The sequence below is a fragment of the Chryseobacterium sp. PMSZPI genome, assembly GCF_002835665.1.
Classification (GTDB): domain Bacteria; phylum Bacteroidota; class Bacteroidia; order Flavobacteriales; family Weeksellaceae; genus Chryseobacterium.
This window is the reverse complement of the sequence record NZ_PIZV01000022.1, coordinates 1-21675: the sequence shown is the minus strand read 5'-3', so window position 1 is coordinate 21675 and position 21675 is coordinate 1. Positions and strand designations below refer to the sequence as shown.

Genomic DNA, 21675 nt, shown 5'->3' with positions numbered 1-21675 from the left:
GCAGCCGACACCACCAAGACCACCGATATTCAGGAGGTTGTTGTCACTTCTTTGGGGATAAAAAGGCAAGCCAGATCTTTAACGTACTCCAGCCAACAGATTGGAGGAGATGAGCTGACTGAAGTGAAAACTCCCAATCTTTTAAATTCTATCAACGGAAAAGTTTCCAATGTACAGATCAATAGAACGAACGGTGTAGGAAGCTCCGTAAGGGTTATTATGAGGGGAAATAAATCTGTCTCCAATAGTCAGCCTCTCTACGTGATTGACGGAATTCCTATTATCAATCAAACAGGAAAATCGGCAAACATAAGTCAGTATGCAAATATGCCGGACCCCGGAGATGTGCTGAGTTCCATCAACCCTGATGATATTGAGAGTATTAATTTCCTTAAAGGAGCATCGGCATCTGCACTATATGGTTCTGCAGGAGGAAACGGAGCAATACTGATTACTACAAGAAAAGGAAAAATAGGGAAGAGTTCTATTTCATATAGTACTAGTTTAACCGTGGATCGTGCATACAGCCTTCCGAAGCTACAGCATAGCTATTTGTCGTATGATCCTTCTATGCCTAACCAGAATCCCGGAGATAATATTGAAAGCTGGGGTGCAAAAGGGGCTTCAAAAGATTATCTTAAAGATTTTCTTCAAACAGGAACAACTTGGGTAAACAGCCTTTCTTTCCAGTCTGGAAATGAAAAATCTACCAACTATTTTTCTATTGGAAATACGACCAACAAAGGTATTGTGCCAATGTCTTATTTTGACCAGTACAACATTTCTTTCAGAAATTCAAGTAAGTTTTTGGATGATAAACTGACATTAGATGCTAATTTTATAGGTTCTATCCAGGATAGTAAAAACAGACAAACTCCGGGAGCTTCTTTCTCTCCATTGACCAGCTTATATTGGTTGCCTAGAGGAGTAGATTTTGATCAATATAGTGGCGATCAGTACTCATTTATCAATAAAAAAAGATTGTTACCTGCCCAAAATTGGTGGGAAATAAAGCCGGACGGAACTTTCAAAGGAAATCCGGAAACCCAGAATCCGTATTGGATTTTGAACAGAAATGCAGTCACTGTTAAAAATAAAAACGCCTATAGTGCAATTACATTATCTTATGAGATCAATCCATGGTTAACGGCAAGAGTACGTGGAAACTACAGTTGGAGTAATTCTGATAGCCAACGTGATATTTCTGCCTTTTCTGCCCCAAGTTTATTAGCCGGAGGAGAAAATGGAAGAATTCTTAAGAATGTATATGAAAATTCCTCTACTTACGGAGATGTTTTGCTTATCGGTAGCCCGAAATTAAGTGAATCAATCTCTTTGGATTTTACCATTGGAGGAAGTGTGAATTCTGTCAATAATAAAGTGACAGAAATAGATAATGCTTATTTAGCTTATCCGAACTTGTTTACCTTAAACAATCTTCAGTGGAATGTCGACAGAAGCCCGGGTGATGGTTATCATAATATCTATTGGAATGTAAAGAAACAGGTACGTTCGGTGTTTGCCAGCGCATCTGTTGGTTATAAAAATATGTTTTATGTAGATATGACTTTCAGAAATGACTGGGATTCTACTTTGTCTTTAACCGGAAGAAGTGGGTTTGATTATGAATCGGTGGGGGTAAATGCTATATTATCTTCAGTATTTAAACTTCCGGAAGCTATCAACTTCTGGAAAGTGAGAGGCTCTTATGCCAGTGTTGGATTGGGGCTTTCTGCAAACACATCCAATGCTATCGTTGAGTATTATAAAGCATATTCATATGGAGTAGATGCAGGAACTATCATCTATCCGAAGAGTTCATTTGTTACGGATCAAAATTATAAAGATTTATTTCCAAAGCCTGAGCTCAACAAAACTTTTGAAGCAGGTACTGAGTTAAGAATGTTTAAAAATAAATTGAGCTTTGACATTACCTACTATAATTCAAATGCGACCAATCAGTTGCTAGAAACAACAATTTCTTCTAATTTAGGAGGGATTCCGACAGGTTCATACTTTATTAATGCCGGTAAAATACGCAATACAGGTTTCGAATCTTCTTTATCCTACAAAATTTTTGACAATGAAAAATTCGGTTGGACGGCCAGCATAAACGCTTCAGCAAATAAAAATAAAATTGTAGAATTATTTCCACCAAGCTTGAGCATTCCGCAAGATCAGCTTTTCTCGTTAACAGGGGGAGGAGAGTTTACGAAAATGAAATTAGGAGGATCTTTCGGAGATCTTTATGGAGTGAAGTTCCAAAGAGATGACCAGGGACGTATTTTGGTGGATCAAAATGGAGTGCCGTTGGGAACAACCGGTGTACCGGGATATCTCGGCAATCCGAATCCTAAGTTTATTCTTGGCTTTGGTAACACATTTAATATTGGTAAACTGGGCGTTTCTTTCCTAATTGATGGTAAGTTTGGAGGACAGGTATTATCTCTTACGGAGAAAGCCAATGATCTGTATGGTGTAAGCCAGAGAACAGCTGATGCAAGAGATGCCGGTGGAGTAACCATTTCAAATGCTGTATATGCTCCGGGAACTCCTTTGGCAGGGCAAGCTTACAATGGGGTAACGGATGCAAAAGCATATTACAAAAGAACAGGCGGAGCCGGAGGTATCGGAACAGGTATTGATGAAGCCTATATGTATAGTGCTACAACTGTTCGTCTGCGTCAGGCAGCCATTTCTTATACTTTTGATATCAATGCAAAATATATGAGGAATGCAACGGTGAGTTTGGTAGGAACAAATCTATTCTTCTTCTATAAAAAAGCACCGTTCGATCCGGAACAAGTATCCGGAAATACACCGGGAGGAGTAGGGGTTGATTCATTCGGACTTCCAATTACCCGTTCTATCGGATTATCATTAAAGGCTAACTTCTAATTTAACAAAAATGAAATTTAATAATATTAAAATATTAGTATTCGGAGCAGTAGTACTGTTTTCTGCTTCAGGATGCGGAAATCTTGATGATATCAATCAGGAAAAATTGGGAAGCCCTGAAAATTTTTATGCAGATTATGCAGCCGTAGTAAACCCTATGAAATCCATGCAAAGAGGTTTACAGTCGGATTATCAATTATACCCCAATCTGAGTGCAGATATGTTCAGCGGTATGTTCAGTACGGCAACACAGTTTAATGGTGGAAAGAACAATATGACCTATTTTATGATGGATGGGTGGAACAACAGAATTATTGCAAGACAACAGGATATTTTTAATTATTCTATCGTTATTGATGCTGCTGCAAAAAACATCTATCCTGACGTAGACTTTACTGCTACATTCGCAGTGAAAAAAATATTGAAAGTATTTACTGCTGCCAGAGTATCGGATAGCCATGGTCCGGTAGTATATAGCAAGTATGAAACTCCAAATGCTAACGGAGTAACTGATTTTGACTCTCAACAGGATGCATATAATTTTTTTATCAAGGATCTTGATGCAGCGATTACCAATTTACAGAAGGTTCAAAATATGCCAGCTAATCAAAATGAAGGAGATAGAGCGGCATTGAAAAAAGCAGATTTGGTGTTCGGGGGAAATATTGGGCAATGGGCAAAGTTTGCCAACTCGTTAAAGCTAAGATTAGCAATGAGAATGAGTTATGCTGATCCTGTAAAATCAAAACAATATGCAGAAGAAGCGCTTACCTCATCTGCAGGATTAATTACCGATAATGCCGATAATGCATTAATCAATGTAGGACAGTCCGAATTGAGTTTTATTATCTACTCTTGGGGAGATTGTTTAATCGGAGCTCCTTTGATGGCCTATATGAACGGGTATGATGACCCAAGGCTATCTGCGTATGCTATTCCTGCTACTGATGGTCAGGTTCAGGGAAAATATATCGGAGTTCGTCAGGGAATAGATTTGCTCAACGGAAAAACTACTTATGGAGGTTTCTCTCAGCCACAGGCCAAATCAGCAAACGGAGATTATTTTTCAGGAACAAATGGAAAGCTGAAATTATTTACAGCAGCAGAAGCATGGTTCCTTAAAGCGGAAGCTGCTTTGAGAGGGTATGCAGGTGCCGGAGATATTCAGGTTAATTATGAAAACGGAGTAAAACAATCTTTTGGAGAATGGGGTAAAACTGCAGATGTGACAACCTATCTTTCTAATACTTCAGCTACTGAAGCAGCATATGTTGATCCTAAGAATGCTTCGAATAATATTAATCTTGGGGATGCACAACTGAGTACCATTACGATTGCATGGAATAATGGTGATTCTACAGAAAGAAAACTGGAAAGAATTATTACTCAAAAATGGTTATCACTTTATCCAAACGGACCTGAAGCATGGGCTGAACAGAGAAGAACAGGTTATCCTATTCTATTCAAAATAAGACAAAATGATAGTGGTGGATTAATAAGTACTGATGCGATGATCCGAAGAATTCCTTTTACCAATGATACTAAAACTTCCCTTTATAACTATCAGCAAGCTGTACAATTGCTTGGAGGGGGAGCAGACAATGGAGGAACAAAGCTTTGGTGGGATAAGAAATAATAAGCCAAAACATCTTTTAATATATACAGAGGCATCTCAGAATTCAAATTTTTATTTGATTCACTTCGGGAGGAGATTACCAACTCCAATAATTTATAGTTTCGTTTTAAACCGAAATGAATTTTTGAGATGTCTTGTTTCTTTAGAATCTTATTTAATATGGGAAAAAACAATTCCGGAACACGTCTGATACATCCTATCCTGTGGATATCAACATTATATTTTGCAATGGGGGCTCCTTTTGTAACGATTAATGCGGTTTCCGGGATTATGTATAAAGATATGGGTGTTTCAGATTCACAGATTACATTCTGGACAGCCCTGATTATGTTTTCCTGGACATTGAAACCTCTTTGGAGTCCTTTTCTGGAGATCTATAAAACCAAAAAGTTCTTCGTTGTTTTTACCCAGTTTGCAATAGGAATTCTGTTTGCTTTGATCGCATTAAGTTTGCCTTTACCTGATTTTTTTAAATACAGTATCGCTCTTTTTGCCGTCATTGCCTTTTGTGGGGCAACTCACGATGTCGTTGCAGATGGAACATATATCGGTTTTCTTACCAATAAAGAACAAGCAAAATATATTGGTTGGCAAGGAGCTTTTTACAATTTAGCTAAAATTATCAGCAGTGGGGCTTTAGTGTATTTTGCAGGAGTCTTAGAAAAAACAAAAGGAGTTACCCATGCCTGGATGATTATTATGGTGATCTATGCTTTATTGTTTTTTGTGCTGGCCATTTATCATTATCTGGTTTTACCTAAAGAAAAAGAAGAGCAGCCCAAAAAAGAAAAAACGGCAGGTACTGTTCGTGAGGAATTATGGGAAGTCATTACCTCGTTCTTTACAAAGAAGAATATTATATGGTCTATACTGTTCATTATTTTATACCGTTTTGCTGAGGGGTTTGCTATAAAAATTGCTCCCTTATTTTTTAAGGCCCCAAGAACATCAGGCGGATTAGGATTATCAACATCAGACATCGGACTTGTTTACGGAACATATGGTTCTGCAGCATTTATTTTAGGATCTGTACTGGCGGGATATTTTATTTCAGCCCGTGGACTGAAAAAATCATTGATATGGTTATGCTGTGCCTTCAATATTCCGTTTGTAGTGTATGCTTTACTGGCTTATTATCAGCCGTCTGATCTTTTACCGGTGGGTATTGCTGTGGTTGTGGAGTATTTCGGTTATGGCTTTGGCTTTGTGGGATTGATGCTGTATATGATGCAGCAAATTGCACCGGGGAAACATAAAACAGCTCATTATGCTTTTGCAACAGGGATTATGAATCTCGGAGTAATGATTCCCGGAATGTTCAGCGGGATGATCAGTGACTGGATCGGATATAAAATGTTTTTTATCTGGGTTTTGATAGCTACAATTCCTGCATTCCTTGTAACATTATGGGTTCCTTTTCCTTATCCAGAAAATAAAGAAGAATATAATTAACAGGCACTAAACCTAACAGATTTTTAAAACCTGTTAGGTTTAAATAACACATTAAATCAAACAATTAAAATAAAAAGTAAAAATACTTTATGACAGCTCAATCAGTAATGATCCCATGGCAGGATCGCCCGGAAGGTTGTAACGATATTATGTGGAGGTTTTCCGAAAACCCGATCATTAACAGATATGCGATACCTACATCCAACAGTATATTCAACAGTGCGGTGATTCCTTTTGAGGATGGATTTGCAGGAGTATTCCGTTGTGATAATAAAGCGGTACAGATGAATATTTTTGCCGGTTTCAGTAAGGATGGAATCAATTGGGATATTAACCATAACCCTATTGAAATGAAAGCCGGAAACACTGAAATGATCGAATCAGACTATAAGTACGATCCTCGTGTTACCTTTATTGAAGACCGCTACTGGATTACATGGTGTAATGGATATAACGGTCCTACGATTGGTATTGGATATACTTTTGATTTTAAAGAATTTTTTCAGTGTGAAAATGCCTTTTTACCATTTAACAGAAACGGAGTTCTTTTTCCTGAAAAAATCAATGGTAAATATGCCATGTTGAGCCGTCCGAGTGATAACGGACATACCCCTTTCGGTGATATTTATATCAGCTATAGTCCTGATATGAAATATTGGGGAGAACACCGTTGTGTAATGAAAGTAACACCTTTTGAAGACAGTGCATGGCAATGTACGAAAATTGGCGGAGGTCCGGTTCCTATTAAAACAGAAGAAGGATGGCTATTGTTTTACCATGGAGTAATCAATACATGCAGAGGATTCCGTTATTCAATGGGGGCTGCTTTGCTTGATCTTGAAGATCCAACGAAAGTCTTATACAGAACAAAGCCTTATTTATTGGCTCCGGCAGAATTGTATGAGCTGACAGGAGATGTTCCCAATGTAGTTTTTCCTTGTGCGGCATTGACAGAAGGGGACAAGGTAACGGTATATTATGGTGCTGCTGATACGGTCGTTGCGATTGCCTTTGGGTATATTTCGGAAATTATTGATTTTATGAAAAAGAATTCAATCTAAAGATTCAAAGCATTTAAAAATAGAATAATCAGCTTAATTCCTTTATTCATTGGGATTTTTGTAATGGTTTTCCTATTTTTAACCGACTTTTAAATAAAAAAAATCTGATCCCTTTATCATGAAAAAAGAATTACTTATCTGCCTTTTTACCAGCATAGTTTCTATAGCGAATGCCCAACAAAATAAAAATGATGTTTTATCCTGGGTAGACCCTTTTATAGGAACCGGCGGACATGGTCATACATTTCCGGGGGCAACTACACCTTTTGGAATGATTCAGCTAAGTCCGGATCAGAATACAAAAAGTGGTGACTGGGACTGGTGTTCCGGATATCATTACAGCAGCAAAACCATTATGGGGTTCAGTCATAATCACCTGAGTGGAACAGGTTGGGCGGATCTTGGAGATATTTTGGTGATGCCTACTGTAGGGCAAGTAAAAATGGTGCCCGGCTCGGAAGAGAATCCGGAAACAGGCTATCGTTCAACATTTAGTCATGATAAAGAAACTGCATCACCGGGATATTATTCTGTGATGTTGGATAGCTATGGAATTAAAGCTGAATTAACAGCTTCCCCAAGAGTAGGATTTCACAAATATACTTTTCCTAAAAGTGAAGAAGCGAATATCATTATTGATCCTACTAATAAAATCTTTGGAAATATTTACCACACGTTGGTAAGTGTAGAAGGAAATAATAAAATTAAAGGATATTGCTATAGCAACGGTTGGGGAGGTAAACGATTTGCTTATTTCGTAATGGAATTTTCGAAACCGTTTAAATCCTATGGAGTGTATGCGGAAGGAAAGATAAAAAATAATGAAAAAATAGCGCTTGCCAAAGATGCTAAAGCTTTTGTAAGATTTGCTACAGAAAATAATGAGAGTATTGAAGTAAAAGTTTCTTTATCTCCTGTAAGTACGGAAAATGCACAGGAAAACTTTGATACGGAAGCTAAAGGTGTTGACTTTGTACAAGCTAAAGAAACGGCCCAAAAAACATGGAGAGATCTTATTGGCAGATTCCAGGTAACCGGAGGTACAGATAGCCAGAGAAAAATTTTCTATACAGGAGTGTATCATACATTCATAGCTCCTAACCTTTATATGGATGCCAATGGAGATTATGTTGCCGCTCAGGAAAATATGAATACCAAATGGTTTACGAACTACAGTACCTATTCTTATTGGGATGGTTTCAGAGCGACACATCCGCTGCTTACTATTATGGATCAGAAACATACCAAAGAATTTGCAAATTCTCTGATCAGCAGATATACAGATCGTAAAGATCATATGCCGATCTGGGAACTGTGCGGATATGATAACTTCTGTATGCTTGGGTACCATAGTGTATCGGTTATCTGGGACGCTATTTCCAAAGGAGTTCCGGGGATAGATGCCGAAAAAGCTTTTGCAGCCATGAAAGATGCTTCTCTAACTGATAAAATGAGTAGTAGTGATGGAGATGGAGGTCTTAACGATTATATCAAATTAGGATATAATCCGTCAGAAAACGGAGCTTCTGTTTCTGCAACCTTAGAGTATGCATATGATGATTGGTGTATTCAGCAACTTGCAGAAAAGTTAGGTAAAAAAGAAGATGCTGAAGTGTATAAGAAACGTTCTATGAACTTCCTGAATACCTTTAATAAAGAAAATAATCACTTCTGGCCAAGACAGAAAAATGGGAAATTTATTTCTGATTTTGCTCTGAACGACTGGAAAAAATTACAACCCCATTGGGTTTCCGGAAATATCTGGGCCTATGACTTTTTTGTTCCGCATCAGATTGATGAAATGATGGATTTATATGGTGGGAAAAAAGGTTTTGAAGAAAAGCTGGATAAAACCTTCACAGAAGCATTGAATATGCAGGGTGAACAGCATGTAGACATTTCAGGGTTTATTGGTTCATTAGGATTTGGAGACGAACCGGGACATCATGTTCCTTACTTATATAATTATGCGGGAACTCCATACAAGACACAAAAGATGATCAAGTATATCCGTGATAATATGTACGCCGCAAAACCTGATGGGATTGTGAATAATGAAGATTGCGGGCAAATGTCAGCCTGGTATATTTTCTCTTCTTTAGGATTCTATCCTGTGACACCGGGGAAACCTGTGTATGCAATAGGTGCTCCTCAGTTTCCAAAAGCTTCGTTGCAACTGGAAAATGGAAAAACCTTTACTGTGGTTGCAGACAAAATTTCTGATAAAAATATCTATGTGCAGAAAATGTTCCTGAACGGAAAAGAATACAAAAGCTGGGAATTGAATCACAGTGACATTATGAAAGGTGGAGAGCTGCGATTTGTAATGGGAAGTAAGCCTGTAAAATAAAAACTAATAAAAATAAAACGAAATAAAGTATCAATGGAAAGGAGAAATTTTATTAAAACAAGTGCACTGGCAGGAGCCGGGTTGCTGTTTACTCAAAATGTTTTTGCAAAGAATTTGATGACGGAAGAATTTCCGATTGTTCGCGTTCCTAAAGATAAAAGACATTTTACCAGCGAATCTGTAGAAAGTGCCATCACAGCTTTTAAAAAGAAAGTTAAAAATAAAGAACTAAGTTGGCTCTTTGAAAACTGCTTTCCTAATACATTAGATACTACCGTTTTTTACAATGAAAACAATGGTACTCCGGATACCTACGTTATTACGGGGGATATTGATGCAATGTGGCTTCGTGACAGCTCTGCTCAGGTTTTTCCTTACCTACAGTTTTCAAAGAAAGATGAGAAACTTCATAAGCTGATTTCCGGAGTGATTCATAAGCAAACCACTTTCATTCTTAAGGATCCTTATGCCAATGCATTTTATAATGATGATCAAAAAATAAGCAAATGGAAAGAATACGACCACACAGATATGAAGCCTGGTACCCACGAAAGAAAATGGGAAATAGATTCATTATGCTATCCTATTCGTTTGGCTTATCATTTCTGGAAAGCTACAGGAGATACGAAGCCTTTTGATAGCAATTGGTTACAAGGAATCAAGCTTACTTTGCAAACTTTTACGGAACAGCAGAGAAAAACAGACTTAGGACCATACAAATTTGAGCGTACCACATCCTGGGCTACGGATGGAGTTCCGATGGGAGGTTATGGGTATCCTACAAAACCTGTTGGATTGATTAGTTCAATGTTCCGTCCAAGTGATGATGCAACAATTTACGGATTCCTTATTCCTTCTAATCTATTTGCTGTAGTAAGCTTACGACAGGCGGCAGAAATGGTTTCTCAAATCAAAAATGAAAAGGCATTAGCTCAACAATTAAATGCTCTTGCAGATGAGGTAGATGCAGCGATTAAGAAATACGGAATTTACAATCACCCTGAATACGGGAAAATATATGCTTTTGAAGTAAACGGTTTTGGAAGTTATAACCTGATGGACGATGCCAATTGTCCAAGTTTATTAGGGTTACCTTATCTGGATGCCGTAAAACCTGACGATCAGGTTTATTTAAATACAAGAAAATATGTTTGGTCACAAGACAATCCGTTCTTTTTCAAAGGAAAACTGGCAGAAGGAATTGGTGGACCACATATCGGATTGGATATGATCTGGCCGATGAGTATCATCATGAAAGCACTTACTACTAAAGACAAAAGTGAGATCAGATGGTGCATAGAAACCTTACAAAAAACGCACGGAGGAACAGGCTTTATGCATGAATCCTTCCATAAAGACGATTCCAAAAAATTCACTAGAGAATGGTTCGCATGGGCGAATACTTTATTTGGAGAACTATTATGGAAAACATTTAACGAAAACCCGGAATTACTGACATAATCCACCCTTTTATATTGTCCTTTCTATAAGGTTTCTTTCTTGAAAAGGAAGATTCCAGGGGAGTGCTATATAAAATCTAAACACCAAAAAACCTTAAAAAAATTATATTATGAAAAAAAAATCAATTTTTATTACTCTAATGGGATTGATCCTTCAATCCGGTTCTCTACTGAATGCACAACAGCTGAATCCTTCAGGAATATGCTATGTAGAAGTAAACAACAATAACATCCTCAACGCAGGAGCGTACAAATTGCAGACATCAGGTAAGTATTTATTTGATGTGGTGAATATTTTTGCGGCTAATATTAATTATGACACAAGCCGTGGCAGAGCTTATCTGTACTCTAATAATAATGTAACTAAAGTATTGACGAATGCAGATACGTACATCAAACCGCTTCAGCAAAAGGGAATGAAAGTAGTATTGACTATCTTAGGAAACCATCAAGGGGCAGGAATTTGTAATTTTCCTACCCGTGAAGCAGCAAAAGATTTTGCATTGCAACTTGCCAATACCGTAAATACTTATGGATTAGATGGAATAGATTTTGACGATGAATATTCAGAATATGGAAATAATGGAACTGGACAACCTAATGACAGTTCCTTTATAATGCTTGTTCAGGAGTTAAGAGCTTTGCTGCCGAATAAAATAATTTCATTCTATTATTACGGTCCAGCTGCATCCAAACTTTCATGGAACGGATACAGAGCCGGAGACAATATCAATTACAGCTGGAATGCTAGCTACGGAAGTTTTTCTGTACCTAATGTTCCACCGCTTACAAAAGCTCAATTATCACCTGCTGCTGTTTGGCTGGGAAATACTTCTAATACAACTACAACGAGCTTAGCCAAACAAACTAAAGATGGTGGGTATGGATTATTCCTTTGGTATGATCTTAAAGGAACTAGCCAGACATCACAGCTTTCCTCAGGTACACAAACTCTATATGGAGAACAAACGGTTTTAAATGGTACTTTACAATCATGGACACAAGGTACGAGTTGTGATGCACCTATCGGATTATACACAAGTAATCTCACAGGAACAAGTGTGAAATTAAACTGGTCTGCCGTAGGAACGAATACCTATGATATAGATTATAAGCCTGCTTCAGCCACTACCTGGACCAGTGTAGCAACTGCTGTAAGCGGAACGTCTACAACAATATCAGGATTAACTGCAAATACTGATTATGACTGGAGAATCAGAACAAACTGTAGTGTAAAGAGCACTTATATGTTTGCTCCAAGATTCAATAGTGGTGGTGGAGCAACTCCTACAGGTTCTTATGCTCTTTCTTTAGATGGAAGTACAACATCAGGAACTGCCGGAAATATGAATGTAAGTGGTTCTGCATTGTCTTTTGAAGGCTGGATAAAACCTTCATCTTTCAAATCAGCATCTCCATATATTTCTTCCATCATGGGAACAGAAGTAGGAGATAATAATTCGGCTCTTTTACGATTAGGAGACGGAAATCTTGCTAATAATAAACTTCAGTTTGTAGTAAGTATTAATAATGTACAACAAAAGCTGGCTTCTGCTACTGCATTGAACGCCAATACATGGTATCACGTTGCCGCAACATATGATGGTGCTACGATGAAATTGTATATCAACGGAGTTTTGGATGCAAGTAAAGCTCAGACAGGAAGTATTAATTCGAATGGAGCTTTCAACGTAGGATATTCATACGATATTTCACGAAACTTTAATGGTAATATAGATGAAGTCAGAGTTTGGAAACGAGCCTTAAGTCAGACAGAAATCAGTCAGAATATGTGTGGAGTATCTACTCCGGCATCTTCTCTTGCTGCTTATTGGAAATTTAATGAAGGAACGGGTACGTCGGTACAAGATAGTTCAGGAAACGGAATGTCTTTAACATTAACAGGAACTAATGCTTCCAGCTGGGTAACAGATGTACCATGTCCAAGTACTCAAAAATCTGCAAGAGCGGTGACAGCCCAAAAGATATCAGGACAAATGATGGCTAAGGATCAAATAAAATTATATCCGAATCCGGTAAGTAAATCTTCACCACTTAGTATTTCTGTACCTGATGGATATAATAGAGGAAAATTAACGATTTACAGCTTTAGTGGTAGTGTTGTGGACACAAAAGTATTGTCTGCGGGTGATAATCAATATGATATATCCAGACTTTCTATTGGAAATTATATTATCCAGTTTGAATCCCAGGATGGTAGTTTAAAACAAAGTGAAAAATTAATGGTAAAATAAATTATCAATCATCGGGCTTAGGCCCGGTGTTTTTTTCAGTTACTCTCGGTTATTTAATTTCAGTGTTCATATTTCAGTAAAGTTATCTGAAAAACGAAATATTAATTAAAATAATAATATAGTTAATACACAGGATTTAACCGATGGTACTTATCTTTACAAAATTTCCTAACCGAAAATAGAGTAAATTCTGAAACTTAGAAAACAGGCAGGCAGGTTTTATATTCTTGTTGGCCTGTTTTTTCAGTCAAAGAAATGTTTGAAAATAAAAATAAAGCAAAAAATAATGCAAAATATACTCGGAATAGATATTGGAGGATCACATATTACGTTGGCTCAGGTAAGTACAGAGAAGCGTGAAATTATTTCTTCAACATACGTAAGAGAACATGTTAATTCTTTTGACAGTAAAGAAGATATTTTTTCTGCTTGGGTTTCTGCTATTAAAAAAGCAGCTCATGACCTGAAGAAAGAAAATCTTTTAATAGGGATTGCAATGCCCGGACCTTTCGATTATGAAAATGGAATATCCCTAATGCAACAAGGAAAATTTATTGATATCTACCAGGTTAATATTAAAAATGAATTGGCGAACAGACTGGAAATTTCTCAACATCAGATTCATTTTGTCAATGATGCTGCTGCATTTATGGAAGGAGAGGTTTTCGGAGGTTGTGTGCAGGGTTTCAAACGAATTTTTGGAGTAACTCTTGGGACTGGCTTAGGAACAACATTTTATAATGGAGAATTTGCTACAGATGAAGATCTGTGGGATTCACCTTTTAAAAACTCTATTTGTGAAGACTATCTGGCAACACGTTGGTTTGTCAATTACTATAGAGAACTAACCGGAGAATCAATTTCAGGAACGAAAGATATATTGGATAAGCCGATAGAAATACAAACCAAAATATTTGATGCATACGCAGATTCTTTTTCCGAATTTATCATAAAATATGTAGATCATTACAAACCGGAAGTCTTAGTTATCGGAGGTAATATTGCAAAAGCTTATCCTCAGTTTGAAGAAAGATTTACCAAAAATTTATTAAAGAATAATATTAACTTGCCGGTCAGGATTTCTGCTATTTTTGAAGATGCCGCTATCTTAGGAGCTGCCAGTTATGCATTGAAAAAAGTTTAAACAAATAACAAACGAAACGATACAATGAAGTCTCTATTTTCTACTTTTTTTCTCTTATTACAAGCTTGGGTCTTTGGACAGAACGTATCTCCTGTAGATTACGTGAATCCGTTAATGGGTACCCAATCTAAACCTTCTTTATCTAACGGGAATACATATCCGGCAGTAGGACTCCCTTGGGGGATGAACCTCTGGACTCCGCAGACAGGTAAAATGGGTGATGGATGGGCTTATACTTATGATGCAGATAAAATAAAAGGTTTTAAGCAAACACATCAACCTTCTCCCTGGATGAACGATTATGGTGCATTTGCCATCATGCCTGGGGTTGGCCGGTTAAAATTTAAAGAAGAGGACAGAGCGAGCTGGTTCAGCCATAAGGCAGAGGTTTCAACACCTTATTTTTATAGTGTATACCTGGCTGATATTAATGTAACCACAGAGTTTACTCCTACGGAGAGAGCTTCTTTTTTTAAATTCGATTTTCCTAAAACAGATAGTGCCTATGTAGTGATTGACGCCTTAGATAAAGGCTCTTATATCAAAATTCTTCCGAAAGAAAGAAAAATTTTAGGATATACTACCAAATATTCAACAGGGAAATATGATAATTTTAAAAACTATTTCGTTATTCAGTTTGATAAAGACTTCGACCTGTCAAGAGCTTGGAAAGACGATAAACTTTTAAGCAATCAGTTAGAAATCACCAGCAATCATACAGGAGCTATAGTAGGCTTTAAACTGAAAAATAAAGAAGCGGTATATGCAAAAGTAGCCTCTTCATTCATAAGTTTTGAACAAGCCGAACTTAATCTGAAAAGAGAAATTGGTAATAGGAACTTTGAACAGGTGAAAACAGATGCTAAAAATATCTGGAACAAAACACTAGGGAAAATAGAGGTGAAAGGAGGTACCGATCAGCAGATGAGAACTTTTTATTCCTCTTTATACAGAACTTTATTTTTTCCACAAAAATTGTATGAAATCGATGCTCAGAATACAATAAAGCACTGGAGCCCTTATAATGGTAAAATTGTGGATGGAAGGATGTTTGCCGGAACAGGATTTTGGGATACTTTCCGTGCATTATATCCGTTCTTGAATCTTGTATATCCAAGTATGAATGTTGAAATGCAGGAAGGATTGGTGAACGCATACAAAGAAGGAGGTTTCTTACCGGAATGGAGCAGTCCCGGATATTCTGATATTATGATTGGAAATAATTCGGCATCCGTAGTAGCAGATGCTTATCTGAAAGGACTTCGGGGATATGATATAGAGTCTCTTTGGGAGGCTGTAAAACATGGAGCTAACCATGAAGGCCCTATAGAAGCTGTAGGCCGTGCAGGAGTGGAATACTACAATACATTGGGGTATGTTCCTTACGATTCGAAAATTGATGAAAATGCAGCGAGAACATTAGAATATGCTTACGATGATTTTTCGATTTACCAACTTGGGAAAGCATTAGGAAAGCCTGCTTCAGAAATTGATATTTACAAAAAAAGAGCATATAATTATAAAAATGTATTTGATAAGGAAACCGGTTTAATGCGTGGTAAAAATAAAGATGGAAATTTTCAAAAACCTTTCAATCCTTTCAAATGGGGGGATGCTTTTACAGAAGGTAACAGCTGGCATTATACCTGGTCTGTATTCCAGGATATCAACGGGCTGGCAGAATTGATGGGTGGTAAAAAGAAGTTTGAAGCTAAACTGGATGAGGTTTTCTCATTGCCTCCGGTTTTTGATGATAGTTATTATGGAGGAGTAATCCACGAAATCAGAGAAATGCAAATCATGAATATGGGGCAATATGCCCATGGAAACCAACCGATTCAACATATGATTTATTTATATAACTATGCCGGAGCTCCTTATAAAACGCAATATTGGGCAAGACAGGTGATGGATAAGTTATACCATGCAACGCCCGACGGTTATTGTGGAGATGAGGATAACGGACAGACTTCAGCATGGTACATTTTTTCAGCATTAGGATTTTATCCGGTAACGCCGGCTACAGATCAGTATGTATTGGGAGCACCACTATTTAAAGAAGCTACTATTCACCTTGAGAATGGCAAGAAAATTGAAATAAAAGCTCAGGAAAATAATTCCGAAAACTTTTATGTAAAATCATTGAATGTTAATCAACAACCTTATTCCAAAAATTGGCTGAGCCATAAAGAATTAATAAAAGGAGCAGTCCTGGATTTTAAAATGGATAATAAGCCTAATAAAGAAAGAGGAACTCAGGAAAAGGATTTTCCATATTCAATGTCAAAAGAAGAATCAAATAAATAATTTTAATCCAGAAATATAACTGTATGAGTACAGAGAAGAAAGAAATATTCGACAGAGTAGAAAAAATGCTGCAGACCCAGGGATTTAACATTGCTGCACAGGATCAGACAAGGCCATGGGGAGGTTTTTTTGTGATTGATGAAACTCAGGCACAAGATTTTGCCAACCAATACTTTGATGGTATTGATGTAGAAGGACTAAGAATAGGAGGGAAGCTAAGCCCGAAAATTCTTATTGTAGCTCCTGAAGCCAGACTAAGCTGGCAGTACCACCATAGAAGAGCCGAAATCTGGCAAGTGGTAGAAGGAACCGTTGGAATCAAAAGAAGTATTACTGATGAAGAAGGAGAACTGAAAGAGTACCAGCCCAAAGATCAGGTAAAGCTTCAACAAGGGGAAAGACACCGTTTAATCGGTTTAGAAGGTTGGGGAATCGTTGCTGAGATCTGGCAACATACTGATGCTTCCAACCCTTCAGATGAAGACGATATCGTAAGGGTACAGGATGACTTTGGAAGATAAAATAAAAAATCAGCATCAGAATTGATGCTGATTTTTTATTTTGGTAAGGGAGCTGGAAGAGTAAAATTACTGGAGGTTTTCAGAAAGATCATTTCAGCTATTAGTCTGAGTGTTCAGACTGAAGTAAGCAGGTAAAAAAAATAAACGTTATAGGTTTCAAAAACCTATAACGTTTTGCTTATATTAATTTATCGTAGTTAAAGGAGTCCGTTGGCGAAGAGTACCTCGAGCCTCCATCTTCCAGCTCCTCGCTCTTAAAATGTTACATCCAGTCCCACATAGAAATTGGCTTTCATAATTGGAGCATATACCATTCCACCATCAAAATAATTACCAAAAGGATTTCTAAAATCTACAATTGCATTTTTCTGATAATAAGAAGTCAGGTTTTCTCCGCCTACATAAGCTCTGATTTTTTTGTTGAAATTCCTTGAAATCTGAGCATTTAGAACAGCATATGAATTAGAATATGCCGGAAGTTGGAACTCCGCAGGATTGCTTGATGTATCCGGAAGCCTTTGCTTACCTACCCAGTTTAAAGTAGTGTCAAAACTCCAGAATCCGCCTTTGTCGTTTTTATTGGTAGCATACGCAAGGTTCACAAAACCTCTATGCTTTGCCATAAAAGGAACTTCTCTTCTTCCTCCGATATAATCTGCCTGTACATCATAATATTTGTAAGCAAGTCTTACATCAAAATTTTTGAAAGGTGTAAAATCCCATTGTGTCTGAAAAGAGTTGGCAAAAGATTTTCCGTCAAGATTATAAAATGTCAACTGTTGAGGTGATTTATCCAAATCTACCAAAACCTGATCCTGGAAATCGGTTCTGAAAAAGTCTGCAATGATACTGGACTTTCTTCCGAAAAGTTTAAACTCCTGTTGTAAACTGGCTCCGTAATTCCATGCAATTTCTGGTTTTAAACCATAAATATCTCCTCCGTTAGGTATAATAGTAACAGCTCTGTTGGAGGCAAAATACTGCTGGCTTTCTGCAAAAACATTAGCTGTCCTAAACCCTCTTCCTGCAGAAAGTCTTAAAATAGTCTGAGGTGTAAAATCATATTTAAAATTTAGTCTTGGAGTAAACTGGGTTCCCGCTAAATTATGAAAATCTACTCTGGTACCTGCGACTAAAGTATATTTTAAACCTGTTAAAGTATATTCAGCAAAAATTCCCGGAACAATTTCATTTCTTTTAATATTGTCCGTTAAATAAGTTTCCTCATATCCGTCATATAAAAAACTGGCACCGGCTTTATACTTATGATTGGTATTTCCAATGATACTTTCGAAGATTAGATTGGAATAGTAAGTATGCTGTTTCCCATTATAATTTCTCAATCCGAAAAAGCTGTCCTGTTGATGATATACATACTGGTTCATCCAGCCTATACTTTGATAAGGTTTTCCTTGGAAAACATAGCCTGTTTTATTCCAAACCTGAAACCTTGAAATATCAATTCCCACTCCATAAGCAGGTTGTTTATCCTGGGCTAATTTTTTATCAAAACCTATTTGCCCTGCAGTTCTTTCATCTCTGATAAAGTTAATTCCAAAATGAGATCCGAATCCTGATTTCTCAAGGTCATTGTAGTTAAGAAGATAAGCTGCATTGATTTGTGTTCCCTTTGGTCTGTCGAGAAATCCGTCATGATTCATATCCGTATTTCCGAAAGTGCCGTTTCCATGCAGTAAAAACGTTTGGGACCATTTGTCATTGATAGGAGCGACACTGGTAATATTAGCTTCAGCCCTTCCATTGAAATCTGAAAACAGGTTCAGAGAAGTTTCAGGAGTTTTCGCATTTTTCAGCAGTTCAGTATTGATCTGTCCGGTAATACTTTCATATCCGTTGGTTACCGTACTTCCGCCTTTTGTCAGCTGAATACTTTCAATCCATCTGCCGGGAATAAAATTTAACCCATAAGCTGAAGCCAACCCTCTGATTTCAGGTAATTGCTCCTTAGTCAGGCTCGTGTATTTCTGATCCAAACCTAGCATTTTCAGTTGCTTTGTTCCCGTAACGGCATTGCTAAAGGAAACATCTACAGTGGCATTAGTTTCAAAACTTTCCGATAGATTACAACAAGCTGCTTTTAACAGCTCTTTTTTATCAATATTAAAAACAAGTCCTGCTTCCTTTTTATTCAAAGAAGTAGCGGCTTTAGAGCCCGTTACTACAACACCATCAATTTTCTTTTCATGTTGGCTGTGTGACTCGGCATTAGGTGGAGTTTGTTGTTCTTCGTGCTTTGTTCCTTCTTCGTGGTGTACGCTAGGATTGACTTCACTAAAAGCAGAATCCCTATCATACAGGCAGCAGCCGGGAAGATTTTTATAGACATCATCAGCTGCTTTATACTTTTCATTATCATGTCCTACATCGGCAATTTTTTTTAAAATTTTATCTGATGAGGTTTTTGACGAATCAAAATTAAGCGTAACAGTTTGTGTTTCTGCATTCCAGTCTGCGGAATTTGCACCGGCTTCTTTAGCGGCCTTTTCAATTCTTGTTTTACATGAAATACAGTTGCCTTTTACATAAAATTCGTTTTCCTTTTTGTGAGTGTGATGCTCGTGAACTTCTGTAGCAGCCGGCTGAAGATCCCTGTCATAATGGCAACATCCCGGAAGTCCTTCATAAGTTTCGTTCGGTGCTTTGTATTTCTCATTATCATGGCCGGCTTCTGCTACTTTCTTTAAAATTTCATCTGCTGAAGCCTGATCTCCGGGTTCTAGTGTTAAAGTTTGAAGATCAATAGAATATACAGCTGTTTTTGCTCCTGCTTTTTTGGCTGCCCCTTCAATTCGGGTTTTGCACATTTCGCAGTTCCCTTTTACTTTAAATTGGTTTTTTGAAAGGTCCTGAGCGAATATAAATTGGGTAAATAAGAATAATGTACCAAGTATCAACCTGGAAATATATAATTTCATTTTGTTTAAAAGTTTAGATTAATTAAAAATCAGTCCATTACATAACATAATGAACAGGCTGTGATTGAATTAACCTATTTTAGGCGGTTGCCAGATTTCCTTTAAACGGTCTGAAAGATAAGGATCTGAATATTGAAACTGAGGATTCTTATTAGCCTTGTAATAAGACAGTTCCAAACGTAAATTCTTTGAAAAAGGAGTTTCTATAAAAGAATAACATATCATACAAGAAGAACAACAATCATCATTACATGATGATTTTGTTGTGCTGTCATGACCTTTTTTTGAAGAATGATTTTTGCAACAATCACTTTTTTTAGACTCTGCTTTACAGCAGGTATCCTGCATAGATTGTGCATAGAAACTATCCTTAGGAACCAAGAAAATTCCTAAACAAAATACTATAATAAGTAGATGAAACAGCTTCATAGGTGCAAAATTACAAAAATTATGGGAAAGGATCACCAACTTTTAGAGAACAGTCGTGCCAAGGTTCACCATGAGCCGGATTTACTTTAGGTTTGTCTCCCATAGCCAGATTCTGTTCTGCCGGGGCTGGTGTGGGGGTCGTCTGTACTGTATTTACAGAGGTAGTGTTGTTTGATTTACTATTTAAAGGTTGTCCCACAGGAATATCGCAACGATGCCCTGGCTGTCCATGTGGAGGATTCATTCCGGGAGCTGTTTTTATTGGCTGCCCATTATTATTTGGAGTAGCTTTTCCAGCGGCTATAGCACTAGGATCTATTTGAATCGTATTATTCCCGTTAACGGTTATATTCTGAGAAGTAGGAGATGGAGCAGGGCTACTATTCAAGGGTTGACCTACCTGAATATCACATCGATGTCCTGGTTGTCCGTGTGGAGGATTCATTCCGGGAACGGTTGCTATAGGAGTGGGGTTTGAGTTGGATTGAATACCTGCCTGATCCATTAAAGCTGTTTTAGACGGAGAATTTAGAGCTATTCCGGATTGTGAAGTAGCAGCTTCCTCTTTTATGTAAGTAGCTCTTTCGTCTTTTTTACAAGCAATATTCAATGTGGATATTGCTATCAAACCTATACATATATTTCTCATATCCTTGTGGGTGTGAAACAAAATTAGCAAAACTTTTTTGATTATTTTGCTAATTGTATGATTTAAATAATTATGTTTTGTGAATTTTTCACGGTATATGTTTTTTTTGTAATTATATATAAATGATTTCGAAATTGATAGTTTCCAGATAATGTAAAATAAAAAATAACGTACTTTTAAATTTACTTTTTATAATATCTTGCGACATTTGTTTCTTTTTCCAGTGTTCAGATTTTTTTTCATAAAGAAAAAATTTTCCCAGTTTATATTTAAATTTTAAATATCCCCGGAATTCAATGCCATCAAAGAGCCTGTAAGAGATGTTGGGATTTTCTTCTAAGCTTTGATGTATTGCATTCGTAAATACACGAGGTCCGGTTGTAGAATGTATATCATTGGGATAGCGATGGGTTTCTATATTATCGAGCATTAGCTCTAGTGTTTTTTTGAGAAAAGGATGATTTTTATCAAAAATAAGTGCCCATTGTAAATAGAGATCAACATGTCTTTCCATACTAATCACTGCTTGATCCTCATCTTTTATCAGATGTCTTAAAGGTTGGGTTACAGTGCTATC

General features: G+C 37.1%; 13 protein-coding genes and 1 pseudogene. 10 read left to right on the top strand and 4 right to left on the bottom strand.

The window, feature by feature from the left end:
• The 10 genes from CW752_RS04575 to CW752_RS04530 all read left to right on the top strand — a co-directional run.
• On the top strand, positions 1 to 2898 hold a 2898-nt coding region (locus CW752_RS04575; protein WP_101238583.1), incomplete at its 5' end, for a SusC/RagA family TonB-linked outer membrane protein.
• 10 nt (positions 2899 to 2908) lie between these two features.
• The gene (locus CW752_RS04570) at positions 2909 to 4534 is read left to right on the top strand and encodes a SusD/RagB family nutrient-binding outer membrane lipoprotein (protein ID WP_101238582.1); all 1626 of its coding nucleotides are present in this window, start codon (positions 2909 to 2911) and stop codon (positions 4532 to 4534) included.
• 159 nt (positions 4535 to 4693) lie between these two features.
• Positions 4694 to 5986 carry an MFS transporter gene (locus tag CW752_RS04565; RefSeq protein WP_101238581.1) on the top strand — a complete coding sequence of 431 codons (1293 nt, stop codon included), beginning with the start codon at positions 4694 to 4696 and terminating at the stop codon, positions 5984 to 5986.
• An 89-nt stretch (positions 5987 to 6075) separates the two neighbouring features.
• Positions 6076 to 7047 (top strand): glycoside hydrolase family 130 protein, encoded by a 972-nt coding sequence (locus CW752_RS04560; protein ID WP_101238580.1) that lies wholly within the window; start codon positions 6076 to 6078, stop codon positions 7045 to 7047.
• A 118-nt stretch (positions 7048 to 7165) separates the two neighbouring features.
• Entirely contained in the window at positions 7166 to 9397 is a 2232-nt protein-coding gene (locus tag CW752_RS04555; protein WP_101238579.1) for a GH92 family glycosyl hydrolase, read from the top strand.
• A gap of 33 nt (positions 9398 to 9430) precedes the next feature.
• Complete coding sequence (locus CW752_RS04550) at positions 9431 to 10858, top strand: glycoside hydrolase family 125 protein (RefSeq protein ID WP_101238578.1); 1428 nt, start codon at positions 9431 to 9433, stop codon at positions 10856 to 10858.
• A 109-nt stretch (positions 10859 to 10967) separates the two neighbouring features.
• Positions 10968 to 13112: an endo-beta-N-acetylglucosaminidase H gene (locus tag CW752_RS04545; protein ID WP_101238577.1), complete on the top strand. Its 2145-nt coding sequence runs from the start codon at positions 10968 to 10970 to the stop codon at positions 13110 to 13112.
• A gap of 286 nt (positions 13113 to 13398) precedes the next feature.
• Positions 13399 to 14256 carry an ROK family protein gene (locus tag CW752_RS04540; protein ID WP_101238576.1) on the top strand — a complete coding sequence of 286 codons (858 nt, stop codon included), beginning with the start codon at positions 13399 to 13401 and terminating at the stop codon, positions 14254 to 14256.
• Positions 14257 to 14280: 24 nt separating this feature from the next.
• Positions 14281 to 16563, top strand: a complete 2283-nt coding sequence (locus tag CW752_RS04535; RefSeq protein WP_101238575.1) for a GH92 family glycosyl hydrolase — start codon at positions 14281 to 14283, stop codon at positions 16561 to 16563.
• 23 nt (positions 16564 to 16586) lie between these two features.
• Positions 16587 to 17084 (top strand): phosphoheptose isomerase, encoded by a 498-nt coding sequence (locus CW752_RS04530; protein WP_101238574.1) that lies wholly within the window; start codon positions 16587 to 16589, stop codon positions 17082 to 17084.
• 254 nt (positions 17085 to 17338) lie between these two features.
• Here CW752_RS04530 and CW752_RS04525 read toward each other — a convergent pair whose 3' ends face one another.
• From CW752_RS04525 to CW752_RS04510, 4 genes and pseudogenes are all read right to left on the bottom strand, one after another.
• Entirely contained in the window at positions 17339 to 20020 is a 2682-nt protein-coding gene (locus CW752_RS04525; protein WP_101238573.1) for a TonB-dependent receptor domain-containing protein, read from the bottom strand.
• Between the two features lie 69 nt (positions 20021 to 20089).
• Positions 20090 to 20449, bottom strand: coding sequence for a hypothetical protein (locus CW752_RS04520; protein WP_185117571.1), 360 nt, complete (start codon positions 20447 to 20449; stop codon positions 20090 to 20092).
• A 19-nt stretch (positions 20450 to 20468) separates the two neighbouring features.
• Positions 20469 to 21098, bottom strand: coding sequence for a hypothetical protein (locus CW752_RS04515; RefSeq protein WP_101238572.1), 630 nt, complete (start codon positions 21096 to 21098; stop codon positions 20469 to 20471).
• A gap of 112 nt (positions 21099 to 21210) precedes the next feature.
• A pseudogene (locus CW752_RS04510) lies at positions 21211 to 21675 on the bottom strand (hypothetical protein); the annotation flags it as partial.